Origin of the sequence: Cognaticolwellia aestuarii, from assembly GCF_002000025.1 — a bacterium.
GTDB lineage: Bacteria > Pseudomonadota > Gammaproteobacteria > Enterobacterales > Alteromonadaceae > Cognaticolwellia > Cognaticolwellia aestuarii.
The window spans coordinates 13,661-28,083 of the sequence record NZ_MUZV01000008.1; the positions used below are offsets into that span (position 1 = coordinate 13,661).

Consider the following 14,423-nt stretch of genomic DNA (forward strand, 5'->3'; position numbering starts at 1 on the left):
GTGATTCAGATACTAAGACCAGGCTATATGACTTATTTAAACATAATAACAGCTGATTACTTAGAATAAGATCAAAGTTAGCTTTAAATGAAGTCATACAGAAATAAATTTTCTTTTACTTCTGCATCAGCATAAGCTTTTCCTGCTGTGGGTGTGGATAAAACTAATAAGTTCAATGGCTTATGGTTATTTTGTACTGGCAACAAAAAATAGCAAAACTTATTAAGTTAATTAAATTGTCATTTTTCATTCAAATAACCGTCATATAAATTGATTAATTTAAAGAAAATTTTCAATATGAGTATTTGTTATGCAAGCTAAAGACTGGCCAGAAGAAAACGTTAATGATCTCGATGATTATTTTGACAATCAGAAACGCAAAAGCAACAAGCAATCGAAACGAAAATGGCGCGAAATTGAGGCTTTTAAAGAGCAAAAAAGAATGCAAAGAGAAATGGAATCGTATGATGACTATTTAATGCATTAAGACCCGAACCTTCGCTGTGTAAAGCGCATGTGATAGCAATAATACTGACTTATTTTATTATTACACTGCGCTTTTAAACGCTATTTTGACGACAGATAATGCTAAAAAATAACCATTAAGCTAAACATATTCCTATTTCTCGCTATTTTTTACTATTTCTCGATAATTTCAGGCGATGTTTTCTGGTCAAACCAAATCGCATTGCGCTATAATTCGTTTTTTGTCATTAACCGTGTATTACTTCATGAAGTTCCCCGGACGCCGTCAGCATAGACATTATTTTCCTGTAGATAATAAAAACCCATTAACAAACCAAGTTAGCTCAAGTTCTGTAGCTGATAAAAACTATATTGTCGGTATCGATCAGGTATTAGTTGATATTGAAGCTAAAGTCGACCAAGCGTTTTTGGATGAATTTGGTTTGCAAAGGGGTATGTCACAAGTTATTTCAGATGAAGTAACGCAGCGACTCTACAAGCGTCTAAAAGATGAAGCGTTAATTAATTACGAATTTGCCGGCGGCACTATTGGTAATACCATGCACAATTATTCTGTATTAGCAGATGATCGCTCGGTGCTGCTGGGTGTGATGTCTGAAAATATTCATGTTGGCGATTACGCTTATCGTTTTATTAGTAATACTTCTTCACGTGTTGACCTAAACTACTTACAGCCAGTTGATGGGCCTATTGGTCGCTGCTTTACATTGATTGATGACACCGGTGAGCGTACGTTCGGTATTAATGCGGGCTTGATTAACCGTTTACGCCCAGAGTCTATTGATGAGTCGTTGATCTCTGGTGCATCAGCATTGGTGATAAGTTCGTATTTAATGCGTACTCAACCAGGCGATACCATGACTGAAGCTGCAATTAAAGCGGTGAAGTGTGCTAATGCCGCTGGCGTACCTGTGGTGCTAACATTAGGCACAAAGTTCCTTATCGAAGAAGAACCTGAATTTTGGCGCGATTTTGTTAAAAAGCATGTCAATATACTGACCATGAATGAAGAAGAAGCATTAGCAATTACAGAGATTAAAGAACCTTTGCTTGCGGCCAATAAATGTCTTGATTGGGTTGATTTAGTTATTTGTACTGCTGGTAAAGATGGCTTGTACATGGCGGGCTATGTTGACGAAGCGTTTAAACGCGAAAGTGAATACCCTTTATTATCTGACGAGATCCATGAATATAATCGTTATGAATACTCTCGCCCTATGTTATTGAAAGATTGCCAAAACCCAATGCGGATATATACCCATTCTGCACCGTATATGGGCGGACCGGAGCGTATTAAAAATACTAACGGTGCTGGCGATGCTGCACTTGCCGCAATATTACATGATTTGAGTGCTAACGTTTATCATAAAAACACCGTTGCCCATTCAATTAAGCATCAACAACCTGCTTTAACGTATTCATCATTATCACAAATGAGTAAATATGCTAACCGAGCAAGTTATGAGGTGTTGGTACAACATTCACCACGTTTATCTCGTGGATTACCTGAGCGAGAAGATAGCTTAGACCAAGCATACTGGGCTCAATAATTTATCGAGCGAGCATTAAAAATGCCGTGGAGTATAGCGTTGTTTTTGAGGCGACTATTTTATTAGTGCAATTAAGACTACAATAGCAGCGCTTATTAGCTGCTATTGTAACTGTTCGGTCAATTTACCCCCTTTAATGAGAATCTTAAGCTTTTTCCATGACGACATTAACCACGCATAAATCATCACAACGTCGCTTACTTATTGCACTCGCTATTACTAGTGCTTTTATGGTACTACAACTTGTCGGCGCTTTTTACGCAAACTCTCTTGCTGTTTATGCCGATGCTGGGCATTTATTTGTCCACAATAGTTCATTATTTATTGCGTTAATTGCTTCGACTTTAGCGATAAAGTTTGGTCGCACTTTTAGCGATGGATATCGTCGCCTAGAGCTTTCAGGCGGTTTGATTAATGGCTGTTTGTATCTATTGATCAGCTGCTGGGTTTTACTGCAAGGCGCAGATAGATTATTTGGCCAAGAGCACCATGACGAGCATGAAATTAACACTTTTGTTATGTCTTCCATTGCTTCACTGGGTTTTTTGTTTCATGGCGTATCAGCTTACGTTTTATATAAAGGCCGCAAAGACAGCGTTAATGTTTATGCTGTGTTTTTGCACACCTTTTTTGATTTACTCTCGACCATAGTAACCTTTGTTACCAGTATTGTTATTTACGCAACAGGGTGGACGATTGTTGATTCTCTATCCAGCGTATTAATTTCATTTTTTGTACTATATACCGGTTCTAAGCTGCTTTATAAGTGTGTCAAAGGTTTGTTTTTCAATGGGGTTAGATTACCAGCCTTGAAAAAAATTGAGACAGCTTTACAGGCAATTGAACACATCGATAATGTGCATAACTTAATTGTTAAAAGCGATAATGGCGAAGTGGTGGTTGGTGCGCATATTGTTCTTAAGCATAAATGTACATTAGAAAAGCATGATGAAATATGTCGCTTTCAAGTTGAGCAAGTTTTAAAAGCGCAATTTGATGTCAGCACCAGTGTGCTACAAATTGAAATTCATGGTTGTCAGCATCACTAACTGAAGCTGTTAGCTGCCGCGAAGGTGTTACCTCTAACAATAGTGAGAGGTATTGCATCTTGCTTTGGCATATTTACGACTTAAATCAATAAACTGATCAGCACAATCACTTATCATAGCAAGATGTTTTCTATGGACCTTTTGCATGTCTAATACCGATCAAATACCTAGCAATAACTTGCTCAGTGGCTTCTTAATTTTATTGGCATCGATTATCATTTTTGCAATTGCGCAGGTTATCGAACGCTTTTTGAATAGTTATGAATTAAGCTCGATGTATATTTCGTTTTGTGCGGGTTTTATCTTGTTTACGCCGCTAGTAAGTCTGGCATTACACCCGTTATTGTTAGTGAATAACGATAAACATCATCAATTTAAAACTACAGGTTTGCTGGTCAATGTTGGATTAGTAGCTGTTGTTCAAGGTGCGTTCTTTTTGATCTGGATGACAGATGCGATTGCGGTTTATAGTATTTATGTTGATGCTAACTCTTTTTTAGCAAAAGCTTTTAATATTAATAGCCAAAAAACGACGAGCCTTAACCAAGAGTTTTATTGGTTTAATTTATTTTTGGCTTGGTTTTTTGCATTATTATCGCTAACGCTTGGTTTATTACCGTGCTTAATTGCTCGTTTAAAAAACTTAGGGGTAGTGGGGAATTTCGTTTCAGCCTTTGAGTTTGCGAAACAATGTAAATTACAGATGTTGTTTTATGCATTTTGTTTAGCCTTTGTTGTTGTTATGCCACTGATGTACGCGAAGTATTTGTTTGTTCTGCTATTTCCGGTAGCGTTAACGTGGATTTTTATGACTATCGCTAGCAAGTACTTGGCCTCATTAGAGGCTAAGCTCTGTTCTAGTTTGAAATAAAATAACTGTCTGGCGATACCAAGCTAATCTTAGTCAGTTTCACCGTGCAGTGCCTAAGTCAGTTTGTCATAAATATCAAAAGCTAGCGCTTGTGGTTGGCCACCTCATTGCTTTTTCATTTCCTTTTACATGTTGTTATTAGTTTGTTAACGTCAAAATGATAATAATAACTTGTTGATAATGAGTATCTGGTGATAAACCATCAGTGCGAGTTTAACTAGAGGAATTTATGATAAAAACAATATTTAAATGGTTAGGGTTTTTACTGCTGATCATTGTTTTGCTTGGTGGCAGTTTTGCCGCTTATGAATGGAATGCAGATAAACCTTTCAGGTTTCGCTCATTTGTTGATCGTGAAGTGTTGAAGATGGCATTTGAAAGTCCTGAAACGTTAACCTCGTTAGGGTTTTTAGAGTCGCTTGGTATTACTGGGCATAATGCTGAGCTCGATGATGCTAGCCTAGCAAAAGCTGATGAAATGTATGTCAAACTCAAAACCGTTCATAAAACACTAAAGTCTTATGATGATGAAAGTCTCACTGAGGCAGATCGTCTTTCAAAGGAAATTGCCCTTTATTTATTAGATTTTGCTAAAAACTCCGAGCAGTATCGCTATCATAACTATCCTGTTAATCAATTGTTTGGCATTCAAAATGGTTATCCAAGCTTTATGGAAGCTCAACACCAAGTCAATAGTGTTGCTGATGCTGAAAACTATCTAGCACGCTTAGAAAAAGTTAAACATAAATTTAGTCAAGAATTGGAAGGTATCAGGCTTAGAGAAGAAAAAGGAATTATTCCACCTGCATTTGTCATTGAACGCGTGCTAGATGAAATGAATAATTTTGTAGAACAGCCTGTGCAAGAAAATATTCTCTATAGTGCTTTAGCAAAGAAAATGAGCGACAGTGAAAACTTCTCGGCCGACGAACAGCAGCAGTTATTAGCAAAAGCAAAAAGTAATATTGTTACTTTTGTCCACCCGGCATATCAGTTGCTAATTGACTATTTTACTCAGTTACAAGCCAAAGCCACAAACGATGATGGCTTTTGGCGCTTACCTGATGGTGATAAAGCTTATGCGAGTGCTTTACAGTTTTTCACCACAACTGATTACACACCACAATATATTCATGATGTTGGTTTAAAGGAAGTTGAACGAATTCAAAGTGAAATATTGACTATTTTAGTTGCTCAAGGTTATGACATTTCACAAGGTTTTACTGCAGCAATTGAATTTTTGGCGGCACAAGATAGCTTTTATTACCCGGACACTGATGAGGGACGTGCGCAAATATTGAAAGATTATCAAACAATTCTTGATGAAATAGATGCTGGTTTGGACTCGGCCTTTAGAATTCGCCCTAAAGCGGGTATGGAAGTTGCTCGAATTCCAGAGTTTAAAGAAAAAACAGCCCCAGGTGCTTATTATCAGCAGCCTGCGATTGATGGCAGTCGCCCAGGACGTTTTTTTGCAAACTTGTATGATATTAAGGCAACGCCAAAATACTCAATGAGAACATTGGCTTATCATGAAGGGATCCCAGGTCATCACTTTCAAATCGCCGTAGCTATGGAGTTAGAAGGCTTACCATTATTTAGAATGTTTTCACCTTTTACTGCTTATGTTGAAGGTTGGGCGCTTTATAGCGAGTACTTAGCTTGGGAAATGGGCTTTCAAGATGATCCCTTTGATAATATTGGTCGCTTACAAGCTGAGTTATTTCGAGCCGTGCGATTGGTTGTTGATACCGGTATTCATTATAAAAAATGGACTAGACAGCAAGCTATCGATTACATGAAAAGTAATACTGGTATGGCGCAATCTGACGTGATATCTGAGATTGAGCGATATATTGTGATGCCGGGGCAAGCAACCTCTTACAAAGTGGGCATGATGAAGATTTTAGCGTTGCGAGAAAAAGCTAAAACGGCTTTAGGTGAGCAATTTGATTTACGTGATTTTCATGATGTTGTATTGAAAAACGGTGCTGTACCGCTAGATATTTTGGAGCGTTTTATTGATCGCTATATTGCCGATACATTAGCTCGTTAGTGACGATATTATTTGTTGAATTAAGGTCGCTTTGCGGCCTTTTTTATTGTTATTTTTTTATGGCTTACTGGGGTTTTTATCAAGAGAAATCACCTCAGTTCTAGGTTGTATTAGCTGGACTTGTATTAACTGCAGTTGTATTTTCTTTAGCTAGAGCAAGTTGAGTTGCGTTTACTCAATTTGGTTTAGCCTAGCCAAAGCTCAGTCAATTAAAGTTGATATTTCAGCGGTTTTTAACCTGTCAGAATGAAGATAACAACGAAAAAAGATTGGCGTAGCAATTAGACATCACTTTGTATTTAGCTCGGCATTTTGTTCAGTGTCGGTAGCTGGCTTAAAACCTGTTGGGGTAAGCAGTGATTAATTTGGTATTGATAAAGCTGATAGAGAAAATTTTCCTGGTACAGTCTTTTAACAGCATTTGTCAATAACGGCACTAATGCCACGAAAGGCGACTTCTTTGCTAGGTGTATACCTAATTCATGTTTGCCTACAGGAAAAGCATTGTCGATAAATTCTTTTTTCATATTTTGTCGGTGCAATGCGTATTCTAGGCCAATTTTAGAGCCAATAACACCGTCAACCCGTTGTGCTTCAAACAATTTAATTGCTTGTTCATAGCTGTCAACACTGACTTTATTTAGCTGGCTGTCATGATCAAATTTAAGGTCAAATTGTGCGTTTCTAATCACTGCTATTTTTTTGAGTTGATGAAGGTCTTCGTAGCGTTGAAGGTTAATATGACTGGGGGTAATGAGAACAATTTCTATGAAGGAAAGCGGACCAATATAGATAATGTCATTATTAAGTTGGTTGTTTTTTAAAATCAGTGCTAAATCTAATTCACCTGCTTGCAAGGAGTGTAGAATTCTTGCATATGGGTAAGACGAAAAATCCAGCCTTACTGGTAAATCTTTAGTTACTGCTTGAATGGCGAGCTTATTTATACCAGTACATAGTTTATTTTCAATAAAGCCATTAAAAGGTGGAAAAGCTGGCACACTCGCATAAAGGGTTTTATTGCTGGCGAAAGAGAAAGCATTCGTCAGTGTTAATATTAAAAATACCAAACAAATAATTGGGGCATTCATCTTAAATTTATTCAAAGTTATTCCATTAACAATTCATCTATTGAAAATTATAGTCACGATAATGCTTTATTGTAATTAATTATCGTCATGACTGTTAAATAGTGTGCATAACCTTGGTTTAAACTCAATTTCACTATCAGTACAAGAAAATAAAATTTAACTTGATTATGTAAATGGTAATCATTATCATTTAATTGGTTTAAAATTTATTTATTTTTAAAGTAGGAGCTAATGGATGAATTGGCAGAATTTACTGATAAAAGGCAACACTTACTTTGATGAACAGCAATGGCTTAAAGCTGAGCTGTATTATAAGTCGGCTTATAGTCAGTTAGAAGGGCAATGGGATTACGGTGAAGAGCATGAGCCTTTAATCATGGCATGGGTCTGTACTTGTCATAATCTTGGAACGTTATTCGAAACTCAAGGCGATCATGAAAAAGCTATCGGGTATTTATTACAAGCCTATCAAGAAGTTCATCGTACTAGCCAAGATGAAAGTGCCACTTACTCATTAAGATCATTGGCTTTTAATGCTTTAAAAACTTCTTTACAGGCGATTATGTCTTTTACTCAAAAATACCCAACTTGTGAACATTGTTTAGAGCAGTTAGCACGCTTGCAACAAACTTTAGAGTTTGAAGCTAAAACCTTACATTAACAATACGTTAAAGGTCACATAACCAAACTTAGAAGGGGCGAATTTATGGCATATCAACTTATTAGAAAGCTAGATTATTTTTTCAATTTTAATTGTGCATTTGCCTATTGTTTTGATGTTGAAAAGCAGCACAAGGACATAACTGAGTTTATTAGCGATAGTAGGGAGCAAAATTAATGTTAGGTTTTACATTTTTTAAAGTTCGAGGTAATAGCATGTCGCCCAACATCCCCAATGACAGCTATATACTGGCTAGCCGCTGGTTTGTTGGCTGTTTTTTAGGTGAAGGCAAAAAAATATTAATTCAGCATAATACCTATGGCTTGATTGTAAAAACGGTCGCTTTAGTCGATCATCATGGCTTTATTTGGTTAAAAGGGGAAAACAGCCAGAGCATCTCTGTTGAGAAAATAGGCCCTGTCGATAAATCACAAGTGATTGGCCGAGTGCTAAGCGTTTTTAAAAAATAATGACGAAGAAGTACTGGATATAAATATCAGCGCTACAAGGTTGAGTTTTTATTTACGTGAAACCCAAACAGGTTTAAGTTGGATTGTCGATTAATCGATTTGTCAGTGTAGTCATAGCGAAAGTTACTGATGAAGAGATCAGAGCTGAGCTACTTCAACTAAGGTTCAAACTTGTTTAATTCTCGCTATTTGTTGCAAAGGTTTCCGTTGCGGTTTCTTTTATATTGATGCTTTGTTCAATGATTTCTTCTCTCATTTTCTCTAGTTCTTCAATCGCCTTTTGTTTTTCTTCTGGACTCATTTTTTCATTTTCAGCAACGTTTTTGATCATTGCTTCTAGCTCCGCCAATTTTTCACGATCGATACCCAGTCTTTTATCGAGAATTTTCTGCATCATGTCATTAAAACGGTTATCGGTAACTTTGTTTTCCACCGTGCTGGTTTTGGCTTTATTTGCGGCGATAAGTGACTGCGCTGTTTCTGGTTTAATATATGTTGGCGCAGATTCACTATAATTTTCGCCCTGCATTTTGGCTATAGCAGCATCTGATAGGGTAACCGTGTCTGTTTTTGGAGCAACAGGCAGCGGGTGTTCGTAACCTTTGACGAAATCTACTTGGTTAGCAAGTTGAGATTTTGCTACACTTACCATTTGGGCATAGTTCATGTTGACCATCATAGTACTGCTCCTTGTATCACTGTAAATTACACACTTTAAAAACTTATTGAAAAACACGATGAACTGTTAATAAATAGCAGACTCCATGCCAGAGTGCATTGAAATTAAAGATAAGTTATATTACAGCCGAAGTTTATGGCACTGACTAAGCATTTTAATGCCTAAGGTATTGATAGCTAAGTTGGAGACTCTACTTTGAGGAATAGCGTTGCATTATGACCTTATGCATGCAAAGAACGTGGTACTCGTTGCTAGTATTGGCGTCCATGCCCTAGTGTTTTGGTCGTTTAAAGTGCCTGTTTATTGTTGTGATAGACTCGCTACAGTATCTGATACGTTTGTTGCACCAGCTTTTATCTGCTGCATGACTTCAGCGACTGCTGCTAATTGTTCCTGTCCCTTATCAAGGTAACTTGTTACAGCATTCATACCGTCTTGCACATTTGTCGTGACTTCTTGATTGTCGGATACTACAGTAGCAATTTCATTGGTTGATTGGCTTGTTCGAGAAGCCAGTTGCCTTACTTCGTCTGCAACAACGGCAAAACCTCGCCCTTGTTCGCCCGCTCTTGCCGCTTCTATTGCCGCATTTAATGCCAGTAAATTAGTTTGATCTGCTATGGCTTTAATGGTAGAAACTATGGCTTGAATATTATCGGATTGTTGGTTTAACTTGTTAATTTGTTCGGTGGTTTCTTTTGCTTTCTCAGATATTTCATCAGAAATTTTCACCGATGAATTTAGCAATTCAGCTGCTTGCTCAGTTATTTTAACTGTTTCTAAAGAAGTATCGTATGCGATAATAGATGCTTTATTGACTAACGATTCGCGTTCGATATTTTGCGTGATATCACTTGCAAACTTGATCACTTTGACGACTTGATTATTCTCATCAAATATTGGGTTGTAAGTGGCTTCTAGCCAGAGTTGATTATCCAATTTATCTTTACGAAGAAATTGGCCACTTTTGAATTTTCCTTGTTGTAAGTCTTGCCAAAATGAAGGATTTTCCTGGTAGAAATCATTATCACAAAACATTTTATGATGCTTACCTTTAATATCGCTAAGTTGATATTTAACGGCATCGGTAAAGTTACTATTGGCGGAAATAATATGACCATCAGGGGTAAATTCAATAATGGCTTGAGAGCGATGAAGGGCGCCTATTATGGACTGTTGCTCCATAGCGGTAGTTTTTTCTTTGGTGACATCTGATGCAATTTTCATGATTTTAGTCACTTGACCATTAGCGATGATCGGAAAATAGGTCGCTTCTAGCCAAATAATATCGCCTTGCTTATTTTGTCGTTGAAATGTTCCTTTATTTGCTGAGCCGTTGCGGAGTTTTTGCCAAAAACTTTTGTATTCTGATGAGTTAGCGTAACTAGAAAGACACATAACTTCATGATGTTTTCCGATAACTTCAGCTTTTTGGTAGCCGGCAATAGCTAAAAACAAATCATTAACGTCAGTGATGATACCGTCAGGTGTAAACTCGATAGTGGCAACGTTATTCTTAATAGAATTTACAATAGCGTTTGATTGCTCTAGCAGAGATTGATTGTGTTGTAATTGATTTTTAATTTTGTTATTGAACATAATCTACCTAATAAAATTAACATAAATACGTGTTAAAGATGACTGTACAACTCGTTATCCATAACATACATCTACGTTAAATCTGTTAGATAAAACATAAGAAAATAACTTCCCTACAAAAGCAAGTATAGCAGGTCTTTTTCACTGGTGGTAAAGCAAATAGTAATAGGGGCTAACATGTTAGCAATTAACCTGAACTCTGGATAAGCAGCACTTGCTCAACCCTGTGTTTTAAGCCATTATCTGTGTTAAAACGTCGATAACTAACGCTATTGATAAACGTTTTGCCTTGGAAATGGCATAAAATGAAGTATTGATGGTGTCTATCAGTGATGTTCACCTTGCTATAAAATTTATTTTGCCACCTAAGCTTTTGATTCACTTCAATATCAAGCACTCATTATCCAGAGTTCAGGTTATTTAAGCGTTAATTGGCATTCTGCTGATTTAATACTGAAAAGGCATTAATTTTCCGCTTCTTGATAATAACACTACATTCACCGTTTAACAGTTTGTTAACTTGTCATTGAGGGAAAACGTATAAAAGCATTTATGTTTAGATATAATATGGCTAATTAAAATTACGTAGGGTTGAAAGTGACATTGCTAAATAACAAAAGATATTTTTCGGCAGGCGGGAAAACTAACGAAGAAATAGAGATTACTGATATTAGCTTTACAGATAGACCTAATGTGATTTTAGGACGCGCAATATTACCGTTGTCAAAGCTAGAAAAAAATGTCGTTATCTATGGCCAAACAGTGGCTGATGGTCAGGTAGAATACCGTACAATTTCAGCTAAGTGTCCACATCAAGGTGCAGATATCAGTCAAGACGAATTAAAGGCCGATGGCAATGTTTATTGTTCATTGCATCATCGACCAATTGGTGTTTTTAGTGAATATAATTATGCTTATTTAGTTGAAAAGCGCGCCGATAAGTTTTTTATTGTCAAAACCTAGCACCTTAATAAGGCATCTAAGGTATCAACAACTTCACTCCAATCAGAGTCAAGTTGGATCGCCTCTTGTAAAAACTGCGCTTGAGCACGGCTCCAAAACTCAGCATCGGCTAATGCTTGGTTTTCTGGAATTCCGCGGTGATCGGCAATAAAAAACTCTATATCTTCGTCACTATTTTTAATACCCAGTTGAGCGAATAAACTTGCTATGTCGTGGTTTGAACGATCCATAAAATACTCCATTTTCAAGTGTTAATACAATGTATAACTGCCAACCTACAGGCAACTTACTCTATACCTAAACCACTTGAAAATACAGGATTGTGCAAGTCGAAAAAAGGTTAGTACCAAGGCATTGATTGAAGAGAATGGTTTTTCCACTGTCAAAATCAATAACGTTGGAGATGGCTCTTTATCGCCTTGCTCTGCGGGAACTAAGCTAGAAAAACAGTGCAACGTTGCATACATGGATGTATGTACTTAGCTTTTGTCTGGAGCAAAAAAGCTGTGCAGCGCTTGATAAGGTTCCCACCGGGATGTGGGGCATTAGGATAATGCAGGCGCTATTATCGAGAATAACCATTATCTGTGTGCTGCGCCTTGCGCTGATTTCCTAGCTTAATTCTGTAACTGCATTTTCAAGTGGCTTGGGTATATATTATATAGCCGCTTTAATCTATCGCTTGGTCATTGATATGACAGCTAATAATATTTAAGTGTTTGCACGTACACTACTACCACTTATAGCGGTGCCTAATAAAGACAACAAGCAGTAGCCGGTAAAATAATAAAAGCCCGGCCCTAATGCCGATAAAGTTTGGCTACTGACAATAAAATCTAATTTAAATCCAAACAGTGCTAGCTGCTGTTCAGTAGCTGTTTCTGCATGATTGGTTGAAAGCACAGCAAGAAAAATAGCAACAACAAAAACGTCAGCCATCGACCATTTGCCTATTTTACCAATAAAGTTATAGATAGTTGTTTCAAGCGGTGAATCTTTTTTTGCATAAGCTAAGCTAAGCAAAATGAACTTTATAACAGGAATGCAAAGTGAAAAAGCGAAAATTAACACCGCAACAAGTAAGCGTTCATCTTGCCACAGCTCTTGTATTGTTTGTAGCAATGACAAACTTTTATCAACAATTGTATTTGTTAGTTTTGCACCACTGACATTAGCGGTCATCGCCATATTGAGAGAAAACATGGGTAATAATATACCGGGTATAAATAATGCAATGGCAATTAAATTTAAAAGAAAACCAAGGTGTTTTTTAATCATAATCAGCAGTAATATTCCTAGATAAGTAGTATTCTATAGTCTGTGGCATATTGTGAACGATTTTCTGCTGATGATGCAATATATTTGTATTTTGGCGAGTAAATAACGCTAACAGCTCTGTTGGTTGATAATTAGGCTAAATTTTACAGTTCGCCTTTAAGGTAGCCAAAGTATGTTGGTAACATATTATATCGAATACAGCCGTACTTAATTGATAATTTAATGGATTCTAATAATGAAACAAGTACATATTCTTAATGGTGATTGTTTAAAGTTTCAGCTGCAAAATATTATTCATGCCGAGTTGATTGTGACCAGAGAATGTTTAATTGATGGTAATGTACAAGGTGAAACTCTAACAGATTTTTATGCTAACAGGGCTGAGTTTACCGCACAATATCCAGGTTGTACTGTTGCCAGGTACTATGACATGGCAGCGCTTGAAATTGATAAAATTGCTAATATAGCTGTGGGTAGTGATATTATTTGTTGGTTTGAGGATGATTTATTCTGTCAGGTTAACTTTTGGTTTGTTATTCACTTATTGGTAAAAAAAGGCCATCAAAATAGTATTTATTTAGTGCGTCCTAATGCAGGAAACGAATACAGCTTTGCCAATATGACGGAAGCAGAGCTAAAATTTGCCTGTCAAAATAAGCAAAAATTGTTAGCCCAGCCATTGGTAGCTTTAGCTCAACTTTGGCCTTTATATCAGCAAGATGATATTGCTTCTATGCGAGTTATTGCAAAGCAGTTAATTGATATTTATCCTTTTTTATTACCCGCTGTTGAAGCGCATTCACGTCGAACACCGGATGAAAATGGTTTAGGTTACCCTGAACGTCAATTACTTGCTATTGCTCAGGAGCTAAAAACTCAAGAGTTTGAGGCTATATTTCAGTGTTTTTCTGAACGTGAAGGTATTTACAGTTTTGGTGACCTACAAGTAAAACAGATGTTTGATAGGTTGCAGATGAATTGAGCGTACTCGTTTTTTGTTGGTTTACTATTAATGGTGAGTACGCTTGATTACAGATTACAGATTACAGATTACAGATTACAGATTACTTTTTAATATGGACTTCGCTTAGCTTATCAACGGTTGCAGAGCATGACTTAATAAATGTTGTCATAAAATAGTCAACTTCTGGCATTTGCGTTTTTAGCGTGGCGAGTTTTAATTCTAAGCGCTCTTTTACGTGGTCAAATTCATGGTTTTGATGGTTCAATTCATCAAGCGCTTTAATATAAGCGACTAAAATGTCGGCGGCTTTAACGATTTCTTTGTAGTGTGGCTCTACATTGTCTTGTACGATAATATCCGCGAACGTATCTTGAAACTCTTCAGGTAAAGATTCCAAACATTGCCTTTCTGCTAGATACTCAATTTTTTTAAATTCACGAGCAATTTCAGGGTTAGCATATTTGGTTGGGCTGACAATATCACCAAACCGCGTTTCACTGGCTTCATGATACAGTGCAACCGTCGCCACTTTATCAACATTAACATTACCAGCAAATTTTTTATTTTTAATAACAGCCAACAAGTGCGCGACAATCGCGACTTGATGCGAATGTTCGGCAACATTTTCCGGTTTAACACAAAACATCAATGCCCAACGTTTGATCAACGGCATTCTGAACATCCAAGCGAGAAAAGTACTTTGCAT

The 14,423-nt window shown here is 36.9% G+C and carries 15 protein-coding genes and 1 pseudogene; 9 read left to right on the top strand and 7 right to left on the bottom strand.

The window, feature by feature from the left end; all coding sequences use genetic code 11:
* The first annotated feature begins 310 nt into the window (after window positions 1-310).
* The 5 genes from B0169_RS19150 (at window position 311) to B0169_RS12895 (ending at window position 6,012) form a co-directional block, all read left to right on the top strand.
* A complete protein-coding gene (locus B0169_RS19150) occupies window positions 311-487 on the top strand; it encodes a DUF3545 family protein (protein ID WP_143323544.1) in 177 nt (58 codons plus the stop codon).
* Between the two features lie 244 nt (window positions 488-731).
* Entirely contained in the window at window positions 732-2,036 is a 1,305-nt protein-coding gene (locus B0169_RS12880) for an inosine/guanosine kinase (RefSeq protein ID WP_077286414.1), read from the top strand.
* A 158-nt stretch (window positions 2,037-2,194) separates the two neighbouring features.
* Window positions 2,195-3,085 carry a cation diffusion facilitator family transporter gene (locus B0169_RS12885; protein WP_077286416.1) on the top strand — a complete coding sequence of 297 codons (891 nt, stop codon included), beginning with the start codon at window positions 2,195-2,197 and terminating at the stop codon, window positions 3,083-3,085.
* Between the two features lie 145 nt (window positions 3,086-3,230).
* Window positions 3,231-3,956, top strand: coding sequence for a hypothetical protein (locus tag B0169_RS12890; RefSeq protein WP_077286418.1), 726 nt, complete (start codon window positions 3,231-3,233; stop codon window positions 3,954-3,956).
* 229 nt (window positions 3,957-4,185) lie between these two features.
* Window positions 4,186-6,012: a DUF885 domain-containing protein gene (locus B0169_RS12895; RefSeq protein ID WP_077286420.1), complete on the top strand. Its 1,827-nt coding sequence runs from the start codon at window positions 4,186-4,188 to the stop codon at window positions 6,010-6,012.
* A 299-nt stretch (window positions 6,013-6,311) separates the two neighbouring features.
* Here B0169_RS12895 and B0169_RS12900 read toward each other — a convergent pair whose 3' ends face one another.
* Window positions 6,312-7,118, bottom strand: coding sequence for a substrate-binding periplasmic protein (locus B0169_RS12900; protein ID WP_143323545.1), 807 nt, complete (start codon window positions 7,116-7,118; stop codon window positions 6,312-6,314).
* A 220-nt stretch (window positions 7,119-7,338) separates the two neighbouring features.
* Between B0169_RS12900 and B0169_RS12905 the strand changes: the two genes are divergently transcribed.
* Both B0169_RS12905 and B0169_RS12910 read left to right on the top strand, forming a co-directional pair.
* Window positions 7,339-7,764, top strand: coding sequence for a tetratricopeptide repeat protein (locus B0169_RS12905; RefSeq protein ID WP_077286424.1), 426 nt, complete (start codon window positions 7,339-7,341; stop codon window positions 7,762-7,764).
* A gap of 176 nt (window positions 7,765-7,940) precedes the next feature.
* A complete protein-coding gene (locus tag B0169_RS12910; protein ID WP_077286426.1) occupies window positions 7,941-8,234 on the top strand; it encodes a S24 family peptidase in 294 nt (97 codons plus the stop codon).
* Window positions 8,235-8,409: 175 nt separating this feature from the next.
* Here the strand turns inward: B0169_RS12910 and B0169_RS12915 are convergent, their stop codons facing one another.
* The 3 genes and pseudogenes from B0169_RS12915 to B0169_RS19740 form a co-directional block, all read right to left on the bottom strand.
* Entirely contained in the window at window positions 8,410-8,913 is a 504-nt protein-coding gene (locus B0169_RS12915) for a hypothetical protein (protein WP_077286428.1), read from the bottom strand.
* A gap of 300 nt (window positions 8,914-9,213) precedes the next feature.
* A complete protein-coding gene (locus B0169_RS19735) occupies window positions 9,214-9,645 on the bottom strand; it encodes a methyl-accepting chemotaxis protein (protein WP_268875724.1) in 432 nt (143 codons plus the stop codon).
* 105 nt (window positions 9,646-9,750) lie between these two features.
* Window positions 9,751-10,512 (bottom strand): annotated as a pseudogene (locus tag B0169_RS19740) (PAS domain-containing protein); the annotation flags it as partial.
* Window positions 10,513-11,109: 597 nt separating this feature from the next.
* Between B0169_RS19740 and B0169_RS12925 the strand changes: the two are divergent.
* Complete coding sequence (locus tag B0169_RS12925; protein ID WP_077286432.1) at window positions 11,110-11,475, top strand: Rieske 2Fe-2S domain-containing protein; 366 nt, start codon at window positions 11,110-11,112, stop codon at window positions 11,473-11,475.
* Here B0169_RS12925 and B0169_RS12930 read toward each other — a convergent pair.
* Both B0169_RS12930 and B0169_RS12935 read right to left on the bottom strand, forming a co-directional pair.
* Window positions 11,472-11,705, bottom strand: a complete 234-nt coding sequence (locus B0169_RS12930; RefSeq protein WP_077286434.1) for a DUF2789 family protein — start codon at window positions 11,703-11,705, stop codon at window positions 11,472-11,474. The two genes, B0169_RS12925 and B0169_RS12930, sit on opposite strands and share 4 nt — an antisense overlap.
* 481 nt (window positions 11,706-12,186) lie before the next feature.
* Complete coding sequence (locus B0169_RS12935; RefSeq protein ID WP_077286435.1) at window positions 12,187-12,753, bottom strand: paraquat-inducible protein A; 567 nt, start codon at window positions 12,751-12,753, stop codon at window positions 12,187-12,189.
* A 235-nt stretch (window positions 12,754-12,988) separates the two neighbouring features.
* Here B0169_RS12935 and B0169_RS12940 point away from each other — a divergent pair, with 235 nt between their 5' ends.
* The gene (locus B0169_RS12940) at window positions 12,989-13,735 is read left to right on the top strand and encodes a hypothetical protein (protein WP_077286436.1); all 747 of its coding nucleotides are present in this window, start codon (window positions 12,989-12,991) and stop codon (window positions 13,733-13,735) included.
* A gap of 82 nt (window positions 13,736-13,817) precedes the next feature.
* Here B0169_RS12940 and yfbR read toward each other — a convergent pair whose 3' ends face one another.
* Window positions 13,818-14,423 carry a 5'-deoxynucleotidase gene (gene yfbR, locus B0169_RS12945; RefSeq protein WP_077286438.1) on the bottom strand — a complete coding sequence of 202 codons (606 nt, stop codon included), beginning with the start codon at window positions 14,421-14,423 and terminating at the stop codon, window positions 13,818-13,820.

Bases quoted from the DNA above. Each gene is read 5' to 3' on its own strand.
- B0169_RS19150 (WP_143323544.1), top strand. From the start codon at position 311: ATGCAAGCTAAAGACTGGCCAGAAGAAAACGTTAATGATCTCGATGAT.
- B0169_RS12880 (WP_077286414.1), top strand. From the start codon at position 732: ATGAAGTTCCCCGGACGCCGTCAGCATAGACATTATTTTCCTGTAGAT.
- B0169_RS12885 (WP_077286416.1), top strand. From the start codon at position 2,195: ATGACGACATTAACCACGCATAAATCATCACAACGTCGCTTACTTATT.
- B0169_RS12890 (WP_077286418.1), top strand. From the start codon at position 3,231: ATGTCTAATACCGATCAAATACCTAGCAATAACTTGCTCAGTGGCTTC.
- B0169_RS12895 (WP_077286420.1), top strand. From the start codon at position 4,186: ATGATAAAAACAATATTTAAATGGTTAGGGTTTTTACTGCTGATCATT.
- B0169_RS12905 (WP_077286424.1), top strand. From the start codon at position 7,339: ATGAATTGGCAGAATTTACTGATAAAAGGCAACACTTACTTTGATGAA.
- B0169_RS12910 (WP_077286426.1), top strand. From the start codon at position 7,941: ATGTTAGGTTTTACATTTTTTAAAGTTCGAGGTAATAGCATGTCGCCC.
- B0169_RS12915 (WP_077286428.1), bottom strand. From the start codon at position 8,913: ATGATGGTCAACATGAACTATGCCCAAATGGTAAGTGTAGCAAAATCT.
- B0169_RS12930 (WP_077286434.1), bottom strand. From the start codon at position 11,705: ATGGATCGTTCAAACCACGACATAGCAAGTTTATTCGCTCAACTGGGT.
- B0169_RS12935 (WP_077286435.1), bottom strand. From the start codon at position 12,753: ATGATTAAAAAACACCTTGGTTTTCTTTTAAATTTAATTGCCATTGCA.
- B0169_RS12940 (WP_077286436.1), top strand. From the start codon at position 12,989: ATGAAACAAGTACATATTCTTAATGGTGATTGTTTAAAGTTTCAGCTG.
- yfbR (WP_077286438.1), bottom strand. From the start codon at position 14,423: ATGCAAAGTACTTTTCTCGCTTGGATGTTCAGAATGCCGTTGATCAAA.